Below are 21,437 nucleotides of genomic sequence, written 5' to 3'. Positions count from 1 at the left end.
CGCCCGTGACCACGACTAGGCCGGAGGCGTAGTGACCACAAGGATCGTCGTCGGCGTAGCCGGAGGGATCGCCGCCTACAAGGCGTGCTCTCTGGTCCGGCGGTTCACCGAGACCGGACACGACGTCCGGGTGATCCCCACCCACTCGGCGCTGGAGTTCGTCGGCAAGGCGACTTTCGAAGCTCTGTCCGGGAACCCGGTGCACACCGGTGTGTTCTCCGACGTGCCGGAGGTCCCGCACGTTCGGCTGGGCCAGGAGGCGGACCTGGTGGTCATCGCCCCGGCGACAGCCGACCTCATGGCCCGCGCCGCCTCCGGCCGCGCCGACGACCTGCTCACCGCCACGTTGCTGACGGCCCGATGTCCGATCTTGTTCGCGCCCGCGATGCACACCGAGATGTGGGAGCATCCGGCGACCGTTGCCAACGTCGCGACGCTGCGCGCGCACGGTGCGATCGTCATGGAGCCCGCGGCGGGGCGGCTCACCGGCGCGGACACCGGTCCGGGACGGCTGCCCGAGCCCGAGGAGATCTTCGGCCTCGCGTCGCTGCTCATGGAGCGCGCCGACGCGATCCCACGTGATCTGGAGGGCCGCCGGGTCGTCATCACGGCGGGCGGCACCAGGGAACCGCTGGATCCGGTGCGTTTCCTCGGTAACCGCAGCTCCGGCAAGCAGGGGTACGCGCTCGCGAGGGTCGCGGCCCAGCGCGGCGCTCACGTCACGCTGATCGCGGGCAACACGATCGAGATGGCGGCACCGGCCGCCGTCGACCTGGTGCACATCACCACCGCCGAACAGCTGAAGACCGCCGTCGACAAGCACGCCGCCGGCGCGGACGCGGTGATCATGGCCGCGGCGGTCGCCGATTTCCGGCCGACCAACGTCGCCGCCGCCAAGATCAAGAAGGGCGCGGGCGAGCCCGACGTCATTCCGCTGACCAAGACCGACGACATCCTCGCCGGATTGGTGCAGGCGCGCCGCGACGGGCAATTGCCCGGTACCGCGATCGTCGGCTTCGCCGCCGAGACCGGTGACGAGCACGGCGACGTCCTCACCCACGCGCGGGCCAAGCTCGCCCGCAAGGGCTGCGATCTGCTCGTGGTCAACGCGGTCGGTGAGGGCAAAGCGTTCGAGGTGGACACCAACGACGGCTGGCTGCTCGGCGCGGACGGCACCGAGCAGGCGCTCGACCACGGTTCGAAGGCATTACTGGCCAGCCGTGTGCTCGACGCGCTGAGTGGGTTGCTGCGCTGAGCCGGGCGCCGGGCCTGCCAGGATTGCCATCCGATCCGTCGTTCGTTCGCGGCGTCGTCATTCTTTCGGTATGGCCGGTACACCGGGAATTCAGCAGTCCGGGGCGGCTTTGTAGTTGAGGTCCGCCCTGTCGGTGATTTGGAATAGTCTGGAATGTAAGGGTTGCGCTGGCGCGACATCGCGTTACCGGCGCAAGCCGATACGAGTAACCCGTTGAGGGAGAGGGAACAACTGTGCGCACGTCCGGGAGCCGGCTTTTCACCAGTGAGTCCGTGACCGAAGGTCATCCGGACAAAATCTGTGATGCCATCAGCGATTCCATTCTCGACGCGTTGCTCGCGGAGGATCCGCGCAGCCGGGTCGCGGTGGAAACCCTCGTGACGACCGGCCAGGTCCATGTCGCGGGTGAGGTCACCACGTCGGCGTACGCCGATATTCCCCGTATTGTTCGGGAAAAGGTCCTGGAAATCGGATATGACTCGTCCGCCAAGGGATTCGACGGAAATTCCTGCGGTGTGAATATCGCGATCGGCGCGCAGTCACCGGATATCGCCCAGGGTGTGGACACCTCGCACGAGGCCCGGGTCGGCGGCTCCGACGACGAGATCGAGCGGCAGGGCGCGGGCGATCAGGGCTTGATGTTCGGTTACGCCACCAAGGACACCCCCGAACTGATGCCGCTGCCGATCGCGCTCGCGCACCGGTTGTCGCGCCGCTTGACCGAGGTGCGCAAGTCCGGCGTGCTGCCCTACCTGCGTCCGGACGGCAAGACCCAGGTCACCATCGAGTACGACGGCGATCGCCCGGTCCGCCTGGACACGGTGGTCGTCTCCACCCAGCACGCCGCCGACATCGACCTGGACAACCTGCTCGCGCCCGACATCCGCGAGAAGGTCCTCGAGGCGGTGCTCGCCGACCTGGAAGTGCCCTCGCTGGACACCTCGAACGTCCGCCTGCTGGTCAACCCCACCGGCAAGTTCGTGCTCGGTGGTCCGATGGGCGACGCGGGCCTGACCGGCCGCAAGATCATCGTCGACACCTACGGCGGCATGGCCCGCCACGGCGGTGGCGCCTTCTCCGGCAAGGACCCGTCCAAGGTGGACCGCTCGGCCGCCTACGCCATGCGCTGGGTCGCGAAGAACGTGGTCGCGGCCGATCTGGCCGATCGGGTCGAGGTCCAGGTGGCCTACGCGATCGGCAAAGCGGCTCCGGTCGGCTTGTTCGTCGAGACCTTCGGCACCGAGAAGGTCGACCCGGCGCGCATCTCCACCGCGATCACCGAGGTCTTCGACCTGCGCCCCGGCGCGATCATCCGCGACCTGGACCTGCTGCGCCCGATCTATGCGCCGACCGCCGCGTACGGCCACTTCGGCCGTACCGACGTCGACCTGCCGTGGGAGCACACCGACCGCGCGGACAAGCTGCGCGCGGCCGTCGGACTCTGACCTCGATCAGGTCCGAGTGAACGAACCCGCGGCGGGCACTCCCGCCACCGAGGCGGACCGTCCGGCCGCGGGTCCCGCGGGCGTGGAACTGCCGATCGCCCGGGTGCTCCCACTGCTGTCGCCCGCGCATCTCGATCGCGACTTCGACTACCTGGTGCCCCCCGAGCTGGACGAAATCGCCCAGCCGGGGGTCCGGGTTCGCGTGCGTTTCGCCGGACGGTTGGTCGACGGTTACCTTCTCGCGCGCTCTGCGCACAGCGATCACGGCGGTAAACTGGTCGAACTCGAACGCGTCGTCTCCGGCGAACGCGTGCTGACCCCGGAAATTCTGGAGCTCGCCGGCAAGGTGGCCGCCCGTTACGCGGGCACGCGTGCCGACGTCCTGCGTCTGGCCATTCCACCGCGCCACGCCCGCACCGAGACCGGTGGTGCGAAGAAGTCCGCTGGGGCACAGCTTGATTGTGTCGGGTCCACAACTCTTGCTGCCGTGGTGGACCCCGGTGTGTCCGCGAGCGCCGTCGAAGACGGAGAACTCTGCACTGCGACGGATTCCGTGCGGTCAGCCACAGCGAACTCCGCGGCCGCCGAGGCGCTGCACGGTTCGCGCTCCTCGGATTCCGCGGTACCGCAAGGCGAATCGGCAGTCGCGGGCCACACAGCCCCGGGGCCGGACACCGAACCCGTCACCGCGACCGGATCGGATGATGATCCCGGCACCGTGAGCGTGGGGACCGTGCAACAGTCGCACCGGCCAGAGGCGGGCACCGGCGGGGCCTCGAAGCCGCAGGAACCGCCTTCGGGCGAGGGGCGAATCGGTGGCGGGCAGAGCGCGGAGCCTCGCGGCGGCGCCACGAACCAGGAGGCGGTATCGCCGGAGTTTTCGGTCGTCGACCTCGCTGCGTGGGAGCGTTATGTGCACGGCCCGGCATTCGTCGGTGCGCTCGCACAAGGAAAAGGGGCCCGGGCGGCTTGGCAGGCGCTGCCCGGCGAGGACTGGCCGCGTCGGCTGGCGGAACTCGCCGCCCTGGTGGCCCGGCAGGGGCGCAGCGCGATCCTCATGGTCCCGGACCAACGCGACCTCGATCGGGTGCTGGCGGAATGTGCTGCGCTGGTCGGGGACTCGGCCGTGGGGCTCGCCGCCGGGCTCGGTCCCGCGGCACGGTACCGGCGTTGGCTGGCGGTGCTGCGCGGTTCGGCGCGCGTCGTGGTCGGCACGCGCAGCGCGGTGTTCGCCCCGGCGGCGAACCTCGGGCTGATCGCGCTGTGGGACGACGGCGACGACACCTACGCCGAACCACGCGCACCGTATCCGCACACGCGTGAGGTGGCGATGCTGCGAGCGCACGAGACCGGTGCGGCATTCGTCGCGGCGGGTTTCGCGCGGACCGCGGAGATCCAAGCGGTGGTCGATTCCGGCTGGGCGCACGATCTGGTCGCCGATCGCGCGGTGCTGCGCAAGGCCGCGCCGCGGATCAGCGCCCCCGGTGACAGCGACGTGGCCCTGGAGCGCGATCCGGTCGCCCGTGCCGTCCGGATTCCCGGCGTCGCCTTCGCAGCCGCCCGTTCCGCGCTGAAGGAGGGGGCGCCGGTGCTGGTGCAGGTGCCACGCCGCGGGTACATCCCCGCGTTGGCCTGCGGGAAATGCCGCACTCCGGCCCGATGCAGGCACTGCAACGGGCCGCTCGCGCTGCCGGAGACCCGCGGATCGGCAGCGGGCGGCGCCACCGCCGCGCACAGCCCCGCTTGCCGGTGGTGCGGGATCACCGAGGCCGCGTTCCGTTGCACCACCTGCGGCTCGCGCGCGCTTCGGGCCGTGGTGATCGGGGCCGCGCGTACGGCGGAGGAACTCGGCCGCGCCTTTCCCGGCGTGCCGATCCGTGGCTCCGGGGGCGGTGCCGTGCTCGACACCGTGGAGCCGGGCCCGCAAGTGGTCGTCGCCACGGTCGGCGCCGAGCCCCTGGTACCCGGCGGGTACGGCGTCGCCCTGTTGCTCGACGGCTGGGCCTTGCTCGGCCGTGCCGACCTGCGGGCCGCCGAGGACGCACTGCGCCGCTGGATGGCCGCCGCGACGCTGGTCCGCGCGCACGGCCAGGTCATCGTCGTGGCCGAACCTTCGATCCCCACCGTGCAGGCGCTGGTCCGGTGGGACCCCGTGGGCGCGGCGCGTGCGGAGGTCGCGGCCCGGGCCGAGGTCGGCTTCCCGCCCGCGGTCCGGCTCGCCGCGATCGACGGCACCGCCGAGAGCATCGCCGAACTGCTTGCGGCGGCGGATCTGCCCGAGATGGTCGACCGCCTCGGACCGGTGCCGCTGCCGGACGGCGCTCGCAAGCCCTTCTCCGCCGAGGATTCGCCCGCCGAAGTCGAACGTTTGCTGCTGCGGGTCGAGCGCCGCTCCGGAGCGGCGCTCGCGCGTGCGCTGCGCGCGGCCCAGGCAATCCGCAGCACGCACCGCTCCGACGCCCCGCTTCGCGTGCAGATCGACCCGGTCGACATCGGCTGACGAAGCACCGGCCATCCGCCCTGCCGCACGTGTCAGGCGAAGGCCGCCCGATTGCGAACCGCCCACTCGGCGTACTTGGCGGCGGGCCGCCCCAGCACGCGCGGCACATCGGGACTGATCAGCTGTTCGGCGGGTGTCGGTTCGCCGAGGATCGTCAGCGTGTGCTCGACCACCGGTTCGGGCATGAAGTCGAGCATCGCCGAACGGGCTTGCGCCCGACTCAACTCCATGAATCCGATCGGCTCGCCCAGCGCCGTACCGAGTGCCACGGCCTGGGCTCGCGGTGTGGCGAGTTCGGGTCCGGTCAGGGTGTAGACCTGTCCGGCGTGCCGGTCGTCGCGCAAAGCCGCCGCCGCGACGGCGGCGATATCGGCCGGATCGATCGAGGGCAGGCCGATATCGCCGAACGGCGCGGCGACCATACGCTGCGTGCGTACCGAATCCGCCCACGCGTAGGTATTGGAGAAGAACCCCGCAGGCCGCAGGAATGTCCAGGCCAGGCCGGAGTCTCTGATCGCCCGCTCGTAGGCGATGAGCCGGGCATAGCCCGCCGCGTCGGGGCGGGTGGCTACCCCCTGCGAGGACACGAAGACCACGCGCCGCACGCCTGCGGCCGCGGCGACTTTCAGCACCTGTTCGGGCTCCGGCCCGGTCACCAACTGCTCACCGGTGATCAGGAGAAACAGGGTGTCGGCTCCCGACAGGGCAGGGGAAAGGCTTTCCGGCTCGCCGAGGTCGGCCCTAACCGACCGGACGCCGTTGGGCAGCGAGAGGTCCGCGTGGCGGGCGACCGCTGTCACCTCCTCGCCTACGTCCGCCAGCGAGCGCACGAGGGGCGCGCCGATATTTCCGGTGGCTCCGGTGACCACGATCATCGCTACTCCTTAGTTAGTTGACTGACTAAACACAACGTAGCCGGTCGCGGGCGAGTTGTCTACAGTTAGTTGTGTGACTGACTCAGTGGCGGAAACCAAGCCGAGTAAGCGGCAACGGCTGGTCGAGGCGGCCGTGCGGGTGTTCTATCAGCAGGGCGTGGAGAAGACGACGATCGCCGACATCGCCCGCGCCGCCGACGTTCCGGTCGGCAACGTCTACTACTACTTCAAGACGAAAGACCAGCTCATCGAGGCGGCGATCGGCTCGCACGCGCACATTCTCGATGCCGTGATCGCCGCGAGCGACCGCCATGAGACGCCGTCGGAGCGGCTGAAGGCCCTGATCGCGGGCTGGGTCGCCGATCGTGAGCAGACTGTTCGTTACGGCTGCCCGTTCGGCACCTTGTCCTCGGAGTTGGACAAGCGCGGCGACGGGCTGGACACCGCGGCCGCCGATGTGATGCGCGTGCTGGTGGACTGGGTCGAACGTCAGTTCGCCGCGATGGGGCGCACCGACGCGGCGGAACTCGCGATCGCCTATGTCGCGGCATATCAAGGAATATCGTTGCTCACCAACACCTTTCGCGATCCAGAACTCATGGTCACCGAGGGTGCGCGGCTGTCGCGCTGGATCGACTCGCTGGTGAGCTGACCTCCCTGGTGTCTCGGTTCCGAAGCCGGGCCTTGCGTCCGATGCATTGCCGATATATCGTCGATAGCATGAAACGACCACGAGAGCCTTGGGAGGCTGACATGGAATACCGAGAAGATCGAGAATTCGGCCGTCGTGGCCGCGGGCCGCTGCCCGGGCCCGAGGGCTTCGAACACCGGCTGCGCTTCCGTCGCGGTGGACGCCACGGTTTCGGCCCCGAGTTCGGGCCGGGATTCGGTCCCGGTTTCGGCCCTGGCTTCGGCCCGCAATTCGGTCGCGGACGCGGCCGTGGCGGCCGTGGCAGGCGCGGTGATGTACGCGCCGCCGTGCTGCTGCTGCTCGCCGAGCAGCCCATGCACGGCTACGAACTCATCCAGCAGATCCGCGAGCGCAGCAACGACATCTGGAGGCCGAGCCCCGGTTCGATCTACCCCGCGCTGGCGCAACTGGAGGACGAGGGCCTGGTCCTCATCGAGAAGGTCGCCGGGCGCAAGACCGCCAAGCTCACCGAGACCGGTAACGAGTACGTCGCAGCGCACCGGGACGAGCTGGGTGATCCGTGGGCAGACGTGCGGCAGGACGTCGGGGCTCAGGCGATGGACCTGCGCGGACTCGTGGGGCAGCTGATGGGGGCGGTCGCGCAGGTCGCGGCGGCGGGCACCCCGCAGCAGGCGGAGCGTGCGGCGGAGTTGCTCACCGAGACCCGCAAGTCCCTCTACCGCATCCTCGCCGAGGACGAGACCCCCGAGAAGTAGGGGAGGCGAAACACCCCGATATCGCGCGCATTTCGAGCCGATCGGAGCGATCATTGTGAGATGCGACAGTCGAGTCGAGCGGAAGCTTGGGGTACTTCACACTTGCGTCGCGCCGTGCTGGCCCTAGTGGTGGCCGGCGCGGCCGCGCTGGGCCCGGGCGTGGCGTCCGCCGAGCCGCCCGGCCTCCGCCCACCCGACGTGCCGACGTACGCCGCTCCGCCGCAGTCCGACCACCTCGCCGCGGCGTGGTATCAGAAGAGCCATCCGAATGCGGTCCCGAGCGGCACCAACGACTTCGGATGCGTTCCCAGCGCGCGGCATCCCCGGCCGTTGGTGCTCGCGCACGGAACCGACTCCACAGCCTATTCCGATTGGTCGGGGATAGCGCCGCGGCTGACCGCGGCCGGATTCTGCGTGTTCGCGCTGAACTACGGCGGCAAGCCCGGCGCGGACAGTTACGGTACCGAGGATCTGGTGCTGAGCGCCTATCAGATCGGCGCGTTCGTCGATCAGGTGCTCGCGGCCACCGGCGCGGCCAAGGTCGATATGGTCGGATTTTCTCAGGGCGCCAATGTCACTCGGTACTACGTCAACAAGCTGGGCGGTGCGGCCCATGTCGACCAGTGGGTCGGCCTCGCGTCGCCCACCTACGGCGGTGTGATGTACGGGCTGGTGCCGGTGGCTGAGGCGATCCCCGGCGCGTTGCAGGCGTTCGCGCAGGTGACTTCGCTCGCTGCCGTGCAGCAGGTCGAGGGCTCGCCGATCATGCTCGATCTCAACGCGGGCGGCGACACGGTGCCCGGGGTGCGATACGTGACCATCGGCAGCCGTGTCGACGAGATGATCCAGCCGTTCGAGAACATCGCGCTGCGCGGGCCCGGGGCGCGGAACATCGCCCTGCAGGACCTGTGTCCCGCCGATCTCACCGGGCACTTCCACATGGTGTACGACCCGTTCGTGCAGGAGTTGCTGCTCACCGTGCTGGCTCCGGGCAGTCCGGCGCCGGTGTGCCGGCCGGTGCCGCTCGGCACCGGTATTCCCGAGGTGATCATCGCGGGCAATTCCTGAGGAATCGGCGCGGCCGTTTCGGCGTGCCCGTTTCGGCCGCACTGAATGCCGTCATCATCAACGGTGGCCGAACCGGCCGAGGCGATGAGAGGCCGGTCGAGGCGGCCCCCATCCTGCGGGCGCCTCGGAGCCGGATCGACCTGATCACTGCGGTGTGACTCCCGACCGCCCACGTCCCTTTACCGAGGGCCGTGGGCGCTGACGTCTCCCGGCGCCGAGCGGCTCGGGAACTTGGCCAAGCAATGTTTCAATCAGTGATTGAATCGGTGATGGAGACGTGCTTGACTTGTCGCATGCCGAAACAGGTCTCCGAAGCGACCACCCGCGATCGCCTGCTGACAGCCGCCGAACGACTGCTGCTGGAGGGTCGCTACGACGAGGTGTCGGTCCGGGGGATCTGCGCGCAGGCCGGGGCCAACCCTGCGGCGGTGCACTACCACTTCGGTTCGAAGGACGCCCTCGTCGCCGCGTTGCTCGAGGAGCGGCTGGGGCCGGTGTGGGAGGACCGCTTGGCCGCTGTCACCGGCGGGCACGGGTCGATCGCCGAGGTGGTCGATGCGGTGATCGAGCCGTTCGTCGCGTTGGCCGCCGATCCCGTGGGGCGGTTGCACCTGAGATTGCTGGCGCAATTCGTCCTCGGCAGGCAGGTGACCGAATGGCGGCAGCCATGGTTCCGGATCGATGCGTGGGTCAGCCTGTTGCCCGGTGTGAGCGAGCGGGAGAGCCGCCGCCGATGGATGTTGGCGTTCGACCTGCTCATCATGCGATTCGGCAGTGCGGAGCACCGGGAGATGTCGCCGGAGGCGGTGGCCACCCTCCGGGAATTCGTAGTGGCCGGATTGACCGCGCCGACAGGAGAGAAACAACGATGAACGACGTATTCGCACCGGCCCGGCTCGGACCGATCGCCCTGCGTAATCGGGTGATCAAGGCCGCGACCTTCGAAGGCCGCACGCCGGACGCTCTGGTGACCGACGATTTGATCGAGTTCCATCGGGAGGTCGCCGCCGGTGGCGTCGGGATGACGACGGTGGCGTACTGCGCTGTCGCTCCCGGCGGCCGGACCGACCGGCACCAGATCTGGATGCGTCCGGACGCGGTCCCGGGACTGCGGAGGCTCACCGACGCCGTTCATGGTGAAGGCGCCGCAGTGAGTGCGCAGATCGGCCACGCGGGTCCGGTAGCCAACGCAGCCTCCAACCGGGCTCCGGCGCTGGCGCCGAGCCGGATGCTCAGCCCCCTCTCGATGCGCATGATGCGCAGTCCCGACGAAAACGGAATCCGTGACCTCGTGGCCGCTCATGCCGGCGCGGCGAAGCTGGCCGAAGCCTCCGGCTTCGATGCGGTGGAAATCCACTTCGGGCACAACTACCTGGTCAGCTCGTTCTTGAGCCCCAAGCTGAACCGCCGCACCGATCGGTACGGCGGCAGCTTGGCCAACCGGGCGCGGTTGGCGCGCGAGATCGCCGCCGCGGTACGGCAAGCGGTGGGCGGCCGGCTCGCGGTGACCGCGAAGCTGAATATGGAAGACGGAGTGCGGGGCGGGCTCACCGTGCCGGAGTCGGTGCAGGTCGCCGCGTGGCTGGAAGCCGACGGAACCCTGGACGCGCTGGAGCTGACGGCGGGCAGTTCACTGCTCAACCCGATGCTGCTGTTCCACGGTGACGCCCCGCGACGGTCCTTCGGCGATGTTCTCCCGGTGCCCGCGCGCTGGGGATTCCGATTGGTCGGCAAGGCGTTCTTGAAGGAGTACCCGTATCGGGAGGCGTATCTGCTCGAGCGAGCGCGGCACTTCCGGCGAGAATTGACCATGCCCCTGGTTCTGCTCGGCGGCATCACGAATCTGGACACTATGCGGCTCGCGATGGCGGAGGGTTTCGAGTTCGTCGCCATGGGCCGCGCTCTGCTCCGAGAACCGAACCTGTTGCAGCGCATCCGATCGGATGCGACGACCCGGTCGGCCTGCGTGCACTGCAACGAGTGCATGCCCACGATCTACACGTGCACACGTTGCGTGTTCCGTCCCGGCCAGCCACGGGAACCCGTCGAGCTGACGGTGTCGGGCATCGGCGGCACCGAAGCGCAGGTATAGCGGTCAGCGGTCGATCCACACGGCGCCGGGCGAGCGGGTGCGCTCCCGGCGGCCATGTGGCGACGCGGCTCTTCTCGGTTTCGATGCAGAAGCCGGTCCCACTGCTCGGGCAGGCCTGGCTCGACGGCAGCTACTGGTTCCCGCTGCCGATTCCGGAGTACAACGACCGCGCGCAGCTGCTCACGATGACCCGGTATCGGCAAGGCCCGAGCGAGACCACCCCGCTTCGCTGATGCGCCCGCCCGCGACCAGGCATTACAGGCGCGGCTCCGGTCTTTCTCGCCGGAGACGGTTCGAGGCCGGTCTCCCGGGTATGCGCGAGATGTCAGCTTGTTCCGATATTCCAGGAGGTTGTTGTGGCTGAACATGGAAGCGGTGCTCGTGAAGGCGTCGAAGGCGTCGTCGAAGATGTCAAGGGCAAGGTGAAGGAAGCGGCCGGTACCGTCACCGGTCACGAGGATCTGAAGGACGAGGGCCGCGCGCAGCAGGACAAGGCGGCCTCGCAGCGCGAGGCGGCAGGCAAGGAAGCCGCCGCAGAGAAGGCCAGGGCCGAGGCGGACGTCGACGAGGCCCGCCAGTCCGCGCATCAGCACGGACGGTAGACACCCCGCCGGGTTCGTCCCACCGCAGACACACCCCGCCGCCGTCAGCCGAGCTGGCGGCGGCGGGGTGTTCGCGTAGGGGTTGAGTCATCGTGGGCGAAACACACCGGCTCGCGCTCGTGACCGAGCAGCGCTGTCAGGCGTATGGCTCGACGGTGCGTACGTACGCGAGGTCGCCGACTTGCTCGGCTGTTTCCGGCGCCGCCGCGATGACTACCCGGTTGGCGCCGCCGTCCTCGACGACTTCGGCGCCGGCCTCCTTCAGCCAGTCGAATAACGCCGACCGGATTGCCGTGAGCGTCGCGTCGTCGCCGGGTTCTCCCACCATCAGCGAGATGAGGTATCGGCGGTCTTGCGCTGGCATACGGCTCTCCGTTCGATCATCCCGGGACGCGGTCGGATCGATGTGTTCGCCGCTAGTGGCGGCGAGGAACTCCGTTTCGGCGAAACCATGAAGTCCGCACGGTACGCGGTGAGCTGTGCCTGTGATGGCACGCGCGCCGATCGGACCGGTTGAGGCTCCGATCAGTGCGAAGGGCTGGTCCCGTCGCCCGCCGCCCGCCGGGCGGCACTGACCGCCCGCTTGGCGATAGCCCATCGGTGCACTTCGGAGGGTCCGTCGTAGATGCGGAAAGGCCGCACTTCGCGGGACAGGCGAGCCAGCGGCAGGTCGTCGGAGACGCCGAGACCGCCGCACAACTGGATGCTCCGGTCGACGATGCGGAAGATCGCCTCGGCGGCGAATGTCTTCGCTATCGAGGTGGCGTTGCCCGCGTGCTCCCCGCTGTCGAGTTCCCAGCAGGCGCGCACCAGCAGCGCACGCGTGGCGGCGATATCGATCTCGTTGTCGGCGATCATCTGTTGCGCCATGCCGAGATCGCCGATGCGCGCACCGAAGCCTTCGCGCTGAGCGACGCGCGCGACGGCGATGTCGTGACCGCGCCGCGCCGCGCCGAGCCATCGCATCACGTGCGTCATGCGGGCGGGACCCAGCCGCACCTGGGCGTATTCGAAGCCGCGGTCGACAGCGCCCAGCACCGCCTCGTCGGGCACGAACATGTCCTCGAAGAAGACCTCGCAGTGGCCGCCGATCATGGCGCGGTCCAGCGTGGTGATATGCCTGCCCACGCGCAGACCGGGGGTGTCGGCCGGGGCCAGGAACATGGTCGCCCCGCCGCGCTGGCCCGGTTCGCCGGAGGTGCGGGCCATCACGATGAAGAAGCCCGCGCCGTCCGCGCCGGTGATGAAGTACTTGTGGCCGTTGATGCGCCAGCCGCCGTCGGCGCGGACGGCCCGGGTGGCCAGTGCCGACGGATCGGAGCCCGCGCCGGGTGCGGGCTCCGTCATCGCGAAGGCCGAGCGCACCGCACCACGGGCGAGCGGCTCGAGGTAGCGCGACTTCTGCTCCGGGTCGGCGATGTGGGCGAGCATGTGCACATTGCCCTCGTCCGGCGCCGCGATGTTGAGCGCGGTCGGACCGAACAGCGAGTAGCCCGCTTCTTCGAACACTGGCGCGCGGTCCGACATCGACAGTCCGTGACCGCCGTACTCGACGGGCGCGTGCGGCGCGAAGACTCCGGCCCGGCGCGCCTGCTCGTTCAGCGTGCCGCGCAGCTCGTCACCACCCGCGGCGGTGATGTCGCCGTGGTGTTCGTCCTCGATCGGCAGCACCGTCTCCCGCACGAACGCGTGGGTGCGTTCGGTCAGCGCCCGCACTTCGTCGGAATAGGTCAGATCGATCGGCATCGCGCATTCCTCCTCGACATCCAGAGCCTCGTCGTCGGACCGAACGATCGCTCTAGCTGAACACTCTCTCATTGGGCGCAAGCGGTGTCAAAATGCCACGCTGCGGGCGAAGTTGGGTGGGTTTAGGCAACTCTCATTGTTCAGTTATTCTGAACGATATGAAAGATGAGGCCGTGTCGCCGCACGAGGCGATCCGTCGTGCGCGCCGCGCCGTGGGCTTGTCGCTGCGCGAAGTGGCCCGCCGGCTCGAGGTGAGTCCCGCCACGCTCAGCGCCATGGAGACCGGAAAGACCGGCATCTCGGTTGTACGCCTGACCCGGTTGTCCGATGTGCTCGGTGTGCCCGTCACGCACTTGCTCGGTGACAGGTCCTCCGTGTCCCAGCCGAGCTACGACCGGACCGACATCGAGCCGGGGGCGCGCGGCGACTGGCGAGTCTTCGCTCCGTTGGACGTCGACCCGGTGCTGGCCGCCGCTCTCGCCTCGTTCGTCGAGATCGGCTATCACGGCACGACCGTGCGCGCCCTGGCCCGGCGGGCGGGCACCAGCGTTCCCGGCCTCTACCACCACTACCGCGACAAGCACGAAGTACTGGTCCGCATCCTCGATCTGACCATGGACGAACTGCACTGGCGGGTGCGCGCCGCCCGCGCGGAGGGCCGCGACAGCATTCACCGGGTGCGCTTGATCGTCGAAGCCCTGGCCCTGTTCCACACCCACCGCCGCGATCTCGGGTTCATCGGCGCCAGCGAGATGCGCAGTCTTTCTCCGAGCGAACGCGCGCGCATCGCCCGTTCCCGCCGTGACATCCAGGCCATCCTGGACGGTGCGATCACCGAGGCCCATGGCGAGGGCCGCATCGCTACTCCCGATATCCGGGCAGCGGGTCGTGCCATCGCCACCATGTGCACCGCGATCCCGCAGTGGTTTCGCGAGTCCGGGCCGGCGACGCCGGAGGAAGTGGCCGCGCGGTACGGCGATTTCGCCCTGGGTGTGCTCGGAATCCATCCGGCGAATCAGCCGCATCGCTCCCGCCTCACCTAGGTGGCGATCGACCACACCCTCGGGGACCGGAGACCACCACTCGGGGGCCTGATATCGACGGCTGGGACGGCGGACAGTAAGACGTGTCACCGCCGGCGAACCGGAGCATCCCATGTCGATCCCCAGCACAATCCCCACCGCGGCGGAGCGGCGTGCCACGGTCCGGACCGAAGACGGCGTGGCGCTCGCGATTCGCGAATACGGCCCACGCGACGCGGACCTCACCGTCGTCCTGCTGCACGGACATTGCCTGCGCACCGAGTCCTGGACCTACGTTCGCGACGCCCTGCTGCGCAGGCACCCCGGCGCGCGGGTCGTCTGTTACGACCACCGCGGTCACGGCGAGTCCGCCGCGGCGCCCCGGCAGACCTACAACCTCGAACAGCTCGGCCGCGACCTGCGAGTGGTTCTCGATGCGGTGGCCCCGACCGGGCCGGTCGTCCTCGTCGGTCACTCGATGGGCGGCATGACCGCGCTGACCTACGCCGACCGCTATCCGCACGAGATCGGCACCCGCGTCGTCGGCGTCGCGCTCCTCGCGACCGCTGCCGACGGGCTCGCCGACGCCGGCTTCGGCCGGCTGCTGCGCAACCCCGTGGTCTCTGTCTTCCAGGCGGCCGTCCGCCGTGCCCCGCGCCTGATGCACCACGCGAAGCTCATGGTCTGCAAGCTCTTCGCCCCGATCATCCGTACCGCGGAATTCGGTGATCGCGAGGTGAGTTCCCGGGTGCTCACCCTGGCCAACGCGATGCGCAACGAGACGCATATCGTCACGATGGCGAGCTTCTTGAGCGACTTCATGGTCTATGACCGAACCGACGCGCTCCCGGTTCTCTCCCGGATCCCCACGTTGGTGCTGTGCGGCTCCGCCGACCTGATGACGCCGCCGTCGCATTCCGTCGCGATGGCCGCCGCCGTCGAGTACTCGGATTTCGTGATGATCGAGGGCGCGGGTCACTCCGTGATCCTGGAGCAGCCCGGCCGAGTGGCCGAGGCCGTCGCACGCCTGATGGCGCGGGCCGGTGAGGTCGGCGCCGCTGATCTCAACTACGCCGCCTGAGCGAAACTCACATGTACCGCTGGCGGAGTTTGCCCTTGACCAGCTTCCCCGTGGGGGTCCGGGGCAGATCGTCGGCGAAATCGAAACTCTTCGGCACCTTGTAGTGGGCGATGCGCTCGCGCAGGTAATCGCGCAGCGCCGCGACGAGTTGCGGGCCCGGTTCGACGCCCGGCGCCGGTTGGACGACCGCCTTGACGGATTCGCCCATCTCCTCGTCGGGCACGCCGATCACCGCCACGTCGAGTACCTGGGGGTGCAGGGCGAGCGCGTCCTCGACCTCCTGCGGGTAGATGTTCACGCCGCCGGAGATGATCATGAAGGCTTTGCGGTCGGTGAGGAACAGATAGCCCTCCTCGTCCACATAGCCGATATCGCCGGTGGTGGTCCAGGTCGGGTGTTCGGGGTGGACCGCCTCCGCCGTCTTGGCGGGATCGTTGTGATAGGCGAAGGGGATCTCGTCGCGTTCGAAATACACGGTGCCGATTTCGCCGGTGGGCAGTTCCGTGCCGTCGTCGCCGCACACCCGGATGGTCCCCAGACCGGCCCTGCCGACCGAGCCCGGCTTGCGCAACCACTGCTCGCTGTCGATGAAGGTGGCGCCATTGGCCTCGGTCGAGGCGTAGTACTCGTGCAGGATCGGGCCCCACCAGTCGATCATCGCCCTCTTCACGTCGATCGGACACGGGGCCGCCGCATGCACGGCGACCCGCAGGCTGGACACGTCGTAGCGGGCGCGGACCGCCTGGTCGAGCTTGAGCATCCGGACGAACATGGTCGGCACCCATTGGCTGTGCGTCACGCGGTAGCGCTCGATGGCGGCCAGCGCCTGCTCGGCGTCGAATTTCTCCATGATCACCAGCGTTCCGCCGAGCGCGTGGATCACGCCACCGAAGCGCAGCGGCGCGGCGTGATAGAGCGGGGCGGGGGAGAGGTAGACCGTCTCGGTGTCGAATCCGTAGAGCGGGCCGAAGATCGCGGTGTAGGTGTCGCCGGGCGCATCGCCGACCTGCCGTTCCGGCAAAGGCTGCTTGATGCCCTTGGGCCGTCCGGTGGTGCCCGAGGAATAGAGCATGTCCGCGCCGCGCGGCTGGTCCGGCAGGGGTTCGGGCGAGGCCGCCGCCCGGGCGTCCTCGTAGGACTTGTACCCCTGCACCGGCCCGCCGAAGGCGAGGCGGATGTCGACCGAGAGGGTCTGCGCCACGATCTGCTCGGCGGCGTCGGCGAGACCAGCCGACACGATCAGCGCCCGGGCTCCGCAGTCGTTGACGATGTAGCTGATCTCGCTCGGCGACAGATGCCGGTTGACGGCGGTGATGTAAAGCCCGGTTCGCAATGCCGCCCAGTAGACCTCGTAGACTTTCGGGTCGTTTCCGGATAGCAGCGCGACATGATCACCTTTGCGCAACCCCGCGTCGTACAGGTGGCGGGCCAGCCGGACCGAGTTCTCCTCGAGTTCCCGATAGGTCAGCACTTCACCACTCTCGGCGCGGACGACAGCCGGTTTGTCAGGGAATCGGTCGACGTGTGCGCCGGGGTACATGCGGCTCCTCGGTGGAACGGAGCGGTCGGTGCCCGACCGCCCGGCCTGCGCGGGCTCCCCGGATCCCCGGCCGCGCCGGCATCCCTGGTGTCCCGCAGAGCGGTTGCTCTGCCACCGTACGATAGCTGAAAGTAAACGGAGATTCTGGTCTATTCGGCACAATTCCAGACGTGCGCTCCGGGCGGGGAGGTCCGGCGGGTCGACCGGATAGACGGTCGGTCTCGGGCCGAAGCGGTGATGAGCTGAACGCGCTGAAAACCTCCGCGACACCACTATCGAGTGGGTCTTCGACACCACCGGTATGCACGACGGCGAGCGCCGGGACGGATACTGCTACTCGTTGGCGGTCAGCGTGCCCTGCGACGTCGTCCATCTGCGCAACGAGGAATTCGTCAGCCGGGCAATCGAATCGCTGCACCAGCACTATCCGGAAGCGCGCACCGCCCGGGTTCTGCGACCCAAGGTGATCCACCAGCCGTAGGCCACATCCTCCGTGCATGTGACCGCCGCGCCCTGAGCGGCGCAGCGGTTTCAGGCTTTTCGACGATCTTCGTCCGGTTATTCCACCCGAAGTGGGCAATACGGTCCATGGAGAGGTGAGAATCATGAGCTTGTTCCGAAGTGCTGACAGATATCGATGGCGCCGCACCCGCGGCGGGGGGCACGGCCAGCGGCGCAGCGGTTACGGAAGCGGCTGGCGCAGCCGGTATGGCGGCCGCTGGCGGCGTGACAGCAGGGGTCCGCGCAGGCACGCGGGATCCGGGGGATTGGCGGGGGCCGCGCGATTCGGCTTCATCGCACGCGGAATCGCCTACATTGTCATCGGTATTCTCGCCTTCATGCTGGCGGTCGGCACCGCACAACATGAGCCGACCGCGGGCGGGGCGCTCGCCGCGCTCGCCGGTAAACCGCTGGGATATCTCCTGCTGTGGATCCTTGCCCTCGGATTCGCCGCCCTGGCCGCGTGGCGGCTGGCGCAGGCTGCCGGCGCGCCCGCGGGGAGCCCGAGCGGACTTCGCCTGCGCGCGCTGGCCATCGGGCTGGTCTACGCCATAGCGTTCTTCGTCATCCTGCGGTTCGTCGTGGACGGCCGGGCGCCGCAGCCCGGTGAGGCCGTCGCACGCGACGTGACCGCCCGGATCCTGGCGTGGGACGGTGGGCAAGTGGTCGTCCTGTTGATCGGCTTGGTCATCCTCGCCTTGGGCGTCCTGACCACCCTGCGCGGGCTTCGTCTGGCTTTCGTCGACGACCTGCGGATGGGCTGGATGACCCAGGCGTCCCGTGAAAGCGTGATCTGGCTGGGCCGGTTCGGCTATCTGGCGCGGGGATTGATCGTCATGGGGATCGGGCTCGCCGCGGTGGTGGCGGCCGCGAACTACGAGCCGGCGAACGTCAAAGGCGTCGATGCGGTACTGCGCGATTTCGCAGGCAGTACCCTCGGTCCTTGGCTGCTCATCCTGGTATCCCTCGGCTTGATGGCGTTCGGGGTCCTGTCGTTTCTGCAAGCGAAATACCGGCGGACCTACGGAGGGGTTCCGGTGTGAATCGGGCGAAGGTAGGCGGCGTCGTCGCCTACCGCCGCTCGGCTTCGATCTCCGCGGCAAGGGCGGAGCGCTCGGCCTGTTGCCGAGCGAAGAGTTCAGCGCTGAATGCAGTCCACGCGTCCTCTTGCTCCGGAGTCGGTTGTGCTGCGTGCACTTCGGATTCGACATCGGGGTGGGCGTCGAGGAACCGGGCGAACAGCGAACCCATCTCCCGGCTGTGCCTGCGGTTGAGCTCGATTCGTCGCGGATCCATGCGCGGCCGGTCGTCGCAGAGCGCCAATTGGTCGTACACGACCAAGGCGACGCGCGTGGGGTCATCCGGCGGGTGCACGCGCAAGGTGTGATGGGGGTTCGGCTGGTCATCGATGATCACCACGGTGTCGGTACCGGACGGAAGGTCCGCGGGCCAATCGATCTCGTCGGTAGCCTCCTCGACGAGCAACCGGGCGAGCCTTCCGCGCAGGCCCGTCTGGTTGTAGCGCAGTGGCGTCGGACCCTGATCTTCGCTCATGTGATGATCGCTCCCGATTCTGATCGCTACCGGTCGCTGCTTGCGGCGGCAGGGTAGGGGTCGGTGATCTCGCGCAGGCGATTCAGCGCTTGCCGCAGCTGCCGCATTCCCTGGGCGCCCAGATGCGCCGCCCACTCCCGCTCGACGCGTTCGGCCACCGAATTGGCGAAACCGGCCGCTTGCTCGCCGCGTTCGGTCAGGCACACGAGGCGGGCCCTGCGGTCGCTCGGATCGGGGACCCGTTCCACATAACCGGCACGTTCGACCTGGTCGATGAGGAAGCCGGCGGTCTGTTTCGTGATCTGCGCTCGTTCGGCCAGTTCGGTCAGACGGGTGCCCGCGGCGTCGATCTGGGCGACTATCCTCGCCTGCGCGACGGTGATGTCGCCGAATCCCGAGTCGGTCAGGGCTGTCAGCACCCGTTGCTCCATCGCCCGAAAGGCGATCTGCATCAACAGGCCGACGTTGGGCTCCTCCGCCATCCCACTCCTTGACGTTGGTACGAGACACTGACAATATTGGTCAGAGAGACTGACCAATTATATCGGGGGTGCCGTCATGCCCGCCCGATCGACCGTCCTCGACCGTGAGAGCAGCTGGCAGATCATCGAGCAGCAGCGCCGCGCGATCGCGGGCCTGCTGGCCGAACTGTCTCCGGAGGAGTGGGATCGAGCTTCCGCCGGCGGCCGCCGCCGCGGCTATCGCGCGGGCGGTCACTCTCGGCCGGCCGGTCTTCGACCACCGGCGGTTGCGCGGGATCCGCCTGCGCGCCAACGATATCGATTGGTCGCACGGCACCGGGCCCGAGGTCCACGGCCCGGTCACGGCATTGCTGTTGGCGGTCACGGGACGTACCGCGCGGCTGCGGGACCTGGCCGGTGCGGGTCTGGCGCCGTTGACCGAACTCCTCGTCAGCGCCTGACCCGGGACCGATCACCCGTCCACGATTCCGGTGCTCAGCCGCGTTGGTCGGCGGACGGTTCGGACCGGTCGACCGACCCTTTGATCTCGACGATCGGCAGCCGTAGTGCGGCAGGCGCATCGGCCGGGACCACCGGATTGCGCGGCGGCACCGGGTCGATGCGCCGGTAGGGCACGCCGAGCTGCGGACGGGCGTCCGGCTCACCCTTGTTCGGCCACAGAGCGGCGGCCCGTTCGGCCTGCGCGGTGATGGTGAGCGAAGGGTTCACACCGAGGTTGGCCGAGATGGTCGAGCCATCGATGACGTGCAGCCCCGGATATCCGTGCATCCGATGGTACGGATCCACGACACCGGTTTCGGCGGAGTCGCCGATGACGCAACCGCCGATGAAATGCCCGGTCATCGGGATGTCGAACAGGGCGCTCCAGCCGGCGCCTGCGATGCCGTCGATCTTGTCGGCGACCCGGTGGGCCACCTCGTGCCCGGCCGGGAGCCAGGTCGGATTCGGTTCGCCCACACCCTGTTTGGTGGTCATCCTGCGACCGAACAGACCGCGTTTGGTGTAGGTGGTGATCGAGTTGTCGACCGATTGCATCACCAGCAGCCCGATCATCTGTTCCGACCAGCCGCGCGGGTTCTGCAGGTGCAGAGCGTCGCGGCCGAGCTTGCGCATCGTGCGCGCCCACAGGCGCAGCTTCGGGGTGCGTCCGTCCGGATCGATCATGGCGGTGCCGATGAGGCCGATGGCGTTGCTGCCCTTGCCGTAGCGCACCGGCTCGATGTGGGTGTCGTCGTCCGGGTGGATCGAGGAGGTGATCGCCACCCCTTTGGTGAAGTCGGAGTCCTTGCGGCGGCTGCGCACCGAGAGCAGTTCCTCGGAATTGGTGCGCGAGCGCTCGCCCAGTCGCGGGGAGATGTCCGGCAGCGAGCCGCGGTCGCGCAGCCGGTGCAGCAGTTTCTGAGTGCCCAGGGCAGCCGCGGCGAAGACGACCTGTTCGGCGGTGAACTTGCGGCGAGCCTTACGGACCCAGCGCCCGGTGCGGACAGTGGCGATTTCGTAGCCACCGCCGGGCAGCGGACGCACATCGGTCACCGTGGTGAGCGCGTGTACCGTCGCCCCGGCCTGCTCGGCGAGATAGAGGTAGTTCTTGACCAGGGTGTTCTTGGCGTTGTGGCGGCAGCCGGTCATGCACTCGCCGCAGTGCGTGCAGGTGCTGCGGGCGGGGCCGACACCGCCGAAGTACGGGTCGGGCACCTCCTGACCGGGCCGCACGCCGTTGCCGCCGAACAGGACGCCGACGGGCGTGCTGCGGTAGGTCGAGCCGACGCCCATCTCCTCGGCGACCTCGGCCAGCACGCGGTCCGACGGCGTGGTCGCCGGGTTGGCCGTGACGCCCAGCATCCGCTTGGCCTGGTCGTAGTGCGGAGCGAGCTCGTCCTTCCAGTCGGTGATGTGCGCCCACTGGCGGTCCTGATAGAACTTGTCCGGCGGCTCGTAGAGCGTGTTCGCGTAGACCAGCGAGCCACCGCCGACGCCCGCGCCCGCCATGATGAAGGTGTCCTTCAGCAGCGTCAGCCGCTGGATGCCGAAGCAACCCAGTCCCGGGGCCCACAGGTACTTGCGCGCGTCCCAGGAGGTTTCGGCGAACTCATCGTCGGCGAAGCGTCGTCCCGCCTCGAGCACACCGACCCGGTAACCCTTCTCGGTCAGTCGCAGTGCGGTCACGCTGCCGCCGAAGCCGGAACCGACGACCACCACGTCGTAGTCGAACGTCATCTGATCTCCACCAGTTGTCGAAGTTGTTGCCGCGGACGAGGCGGGCCGGG

22 protein-coding genes are annotated in these 21,437 nt (G+C 68.8%); 15 read left to right on the top strand and 7 right to left on the bottom strand.

The annotated features are described in order from the left end of the window. Positions 1-31: 31 nt before the first annotated feature. From coaBC to NA8_RS22355, 3 genes are all read left to right on the top strand, one after another. Entirely contained in the window at positions 32-1,255 is a 1,224-nt protein-coding gene (coaBC, locus tag NA8_RS22365) for a bifunctional phosphopantothenoylcysteine decarboxylase/phosphopantothenate--cysteine ligase CoaBC (RefSeq protein WP_062973598.1), read from the top strand. Between the two features lie 233 nt (positions 1,256-1,488). Then, positions 1,489-2,700, top strand: coding sequence for a methionine adenosyltransferase (gene metK, locus NA8_RS22360; RefSeq protein ID WP_040867522.1), 1,212 nt, complete (start codon positions 1,489-1,491; stop codon positions 2,698-2,700). An 82-nt stretch (positions 2,701-2,782) separates the two neighbouring features. Next, positions 2,783-5,200: a primosomal protein N' gene (locus NA8_RS22355; protein WP_157106851.1), complete on the top strand. Its 2,418-nt coding sequence runs from the start codon at positions 2,783-2,785 to the stop codon at positions 5,198-5,200. Between the two features lie 32 nt (positions 5,201-5,232). On the opposite strand, the gene NA8_RS22350 is transcribed toward NA8_RS22355, so the two are convergent. Then, on the bottom strand, positions 5,233-6,075 hold the full coding sequence (locus tag NA8_RS22350; protein WP_063052304.1) for an NAD(P)H-binding protein: 843 nt from the start codon (positions 6,073-6,075) through the stop codon (positions 5,233-5,235). A gap of 73 nt (positions 6,076-6,148) precedes the next feature. On the opposite strand from NA8_RS22350, the gene NA8_RS22345 reads away from it, so the two are divergent. The 7 genes from NA8_RS22345 to mbp1 all read left to right on the top strand — a co-directional run bounded on the left by NA8_RS22345 (position 6,149) and on the right by mbp1 (position 11,244). Then, complete coding sequence (locus NA8_RS22345; protein ID WP_245663949.1) at positions 6,149-6,727, top strand: TetR/AcrR family transcriptional regulator; 579 nt, start codon at positions 6,149-6,151, stop codon at positions 6,725-6,727. Positions 6,728-6,828: 101 nt separating this feature from the next. Then, the gene (locus tag NA8_RS22340) at positions 6,829-7,482 is read left to right on the top strand and encodes a PadR family transcriptional regulator (protein WP_063052303.1); all 654 of its coding nucleotides are present in this window, start codon (positions 6,829-6,831) and stop codon (positions 7,480-7,482) included. A 114-nt stretch (positions 7,483-7,596) separates the two neighbouring features. Next, positions 7,597-8,550 (top strand): esterase/lipase family protein, encoded by a 954-nt coding sequence (locus NA8_RS22335; protein ID WP_439957410.1) that lies wholly within the window; start codon positions 7,597-7,599, stop codon positions 8,548-8,550. 293 nt (positions 8,551-8,843) lie between these two features. Further along, positions 8,844-9,422 carry a TetR/AcrR family transcriptional regulator gene (locus NA8_RS22330; RefSeq protein WP_063052302.1) on the top strand — a complete coding sequence of 193 codons (579 nt, stop codon included), beginning with the start codon at positions 8,844-8,846 and terminating at the stop codon, positions 9,420-9,422. Continuing rightward, complete coding sequence (locus NA8_RS22325) at positions 9,419-10,642, top strand: NADH:flavin oxidoreductase (RefSeq protein ID WP_063052301.1); 1,224 nt, start codon at positions 9,419-9,421, stop codon at positions 10,640-10,642. The genes NA8_RS22330 and NA8_RS22325 overlap by 4 nt, the downstream gene beginning before the upstream one ends. A gap of 83 nt (positions 10,643-10,725) precedes the next feature. After that, complete coding sequence (locus NA8_RS33955) at positions 10,726-10,875, top strand: hypothetical protein (RefSeq protein WP_157106848.1); 150 nt, start codon at positions 10,726-10,728, stop codon at positions 10,873-10,875. A 123-nt stretch (positions 10,876-10,998) separates the two neighbouring features. Then, on the top strand, positions 10,999-11,244 hold the full coding sequence (mbp1, locus tag NA8_RS22320; protein WP_063052300.1) for a microaggregate-binding protein 1: 246 nt from the start codon (positions 10,999-11,001) through the stop codon (positions 11,242-11,244). 136 nt (positions 11,245-11,380) lie between these two features. Here mbp1 and NA8_RS22315 read toward each other — a convergent pair whose 3' ends face one another. Together NA8_RS22315 and NA8_RS22310 are read right to left on the bottom strand one after the other, a co-directional pair. After that, complete coding sequence (locus NA8_RS22315; RefSeq protein WP_063052299.1) at positions 11,381-11,608, bottom strand: hypothetical protein; 228 nt, start codon at positions 11,606-11,608, stop codon at positions 11,381-11,383. 161 nt (positions 11,609-11,769) lie between these two features. After that, on the bottom strand, positions 11,770-12,990 hold the full coding sequence (locus NA8_RS22310; RefSeq protein ID WP_063052298.1) for an acyl-CoA dehydrogenase family protein: 1,221 nt from the start codon (positions 12,988-12,990) through the stop codon (positions 11,770-11,772). A gap of 158 nt (positions 12,991-13,148) precedes the next feature. Between NA8_RS22310 and NA8_RS22305 the strand changes: the two genes are divergently transcribed. After that, the gene (locus NA8_RS22305) at positions 13,149-14,033 is read left to right on the top strand and encodes a TetR-type transcription factor C-terminal domain-containing protein (RefSeq protein ID WP_063052297.1); all 885 of its coding nucleotides are present in this window, start codon (positions 13,149-13,151) and stop codon (positions 14,031-14,033) included. Positions 14,034-14,145: 112 nt separating this feature from the next. Next, the gene (locus tag NA8_RS22300; protein WP_063052296.1) at positions 14,146-15,093 is read left to right on the top strand and encodes an alpha/beta fold hydrolase; all 948 of its coding nucleotides are present in this window, start codon (positions 14,146-14,148) and stop codon (positions 15,091-15,093) included. A gap of 7 nt (positions 15,094-15,100) precedes the next feature. On the opposite strand, the gene NA8_RS22295 is transcribed toward NA8_RS22300, so the two are convergent. Beyond that, positions 15,101-16,633, bottom strand: coding sequence for an acyl-CoA synthetase (locus NA8_RS22295; protein ID WP_063052295.1), 1,533 nt, complete (start codon positions 16,631-16,633; stop codon positions 15,101-15,103). Between the two features lie 301 nt (positions 16,634-16,934). Between NA8_RS22295 and NA8_RS22290 the strand changes: the two genes are divergently transcribed. Both NA8_RS22290 and NA8_RS22285 read left to right on the top strand, forming a co-directional pair. Further along, entirely contained in the window at positions 16,935-17,114 is a 180-nt protein-coding gene (locus NA8_RS22290) for a hypothetical protein (protein WP_063052294.1), read from the top strand. Positions 17,115-17,238: 124 nt separating this feature from the next. Further along, positions 17,239-18,177: a DUF1206 domain-containing protein gene (locus NA8_RS22285; RefSeq protein WP_084467002.1), complete on the top strand. Its 939-nt coding sequence runs from the start codon at positions 17,239-17,241 to the stop codon at positions 18,175-18,177. 28 nt (positions 18,178-18,205) lie between these two features. Here NA8_RS22285 and NA8_RS22280 read toward each other — a convergent pair whose 3' ends face one another. Together NA8_RS22280 and NA8_RS22275 are read right to left on the bottom strand one after the other, a co-directional pair. Beyond that, entirely contained in the window at positions 18,206-18,688 is a 483-nt protein-coding gene (locus NA8_RS22280) for a DUF7161 family protein (protein ID WP_063052293.1), read from the bottom strand. Positions 18,689-18,714: 26 nt separating this feature from the next. Beyond that, entirely contained in the window at positions 18,715-19,170 is a 456-nt protein-coding gene (locus tag NA8_RS22275; protein WP_063052292.1) for a MarR family winged helix-turn-helix transcriptional regulator, read from the bottom strand. A gap of 266 nt (positions 19,171-19,436) precedes the next feature. On the opposite strand from NA8_RS22275, the gene NA8_RS33950 reads away from it, so the two are divergent. Then, positions 19,437-19,610: a hypothetical protein gene (locus NA8_RS33950; protein WP_157106847.1), complete on the top strand. Its 174-nt coding sequence runs from the start codon at positions 19,437-19,439 to the stop codon at positions 19,608-19,610. 34 nt (positions 19,611-19,644) lie between these two features. On the opposite strand, the gene NA8_RS22265 is transcribed toward NA8_RS33950, so the two are convergent. After that, positions 19,645-21,387 carry an FAD-dependent oxidoreductase gene (locus NA8_RS22265; RefSeq protein WP_063052290.1) on the bottom strand — a complete coding sequence of 581 codons (1,743 nt, stop codon included), beginning with the start codon at positions 21,385-21,387 and terminating at the stop codon, positions 19,645-19,647. Positions 21,388-21,437 lie beyond the last annotated feature (50 nt).

Source organism: Nocardia arthritidis NBRC 100137, assembly GCF_001612765.1.
GTDB classification, from domain to species: Bacteria; Actinomycetota; Actinomycetes; order Mycobacteriales; family Mycobacteriaceae; genus Nocardia; species Nocardia arthritidis.
Note: the sequence above shows the minus strand (reverse complement) of the source record. Positions and strands in the feature narration are given on the sequence as shown.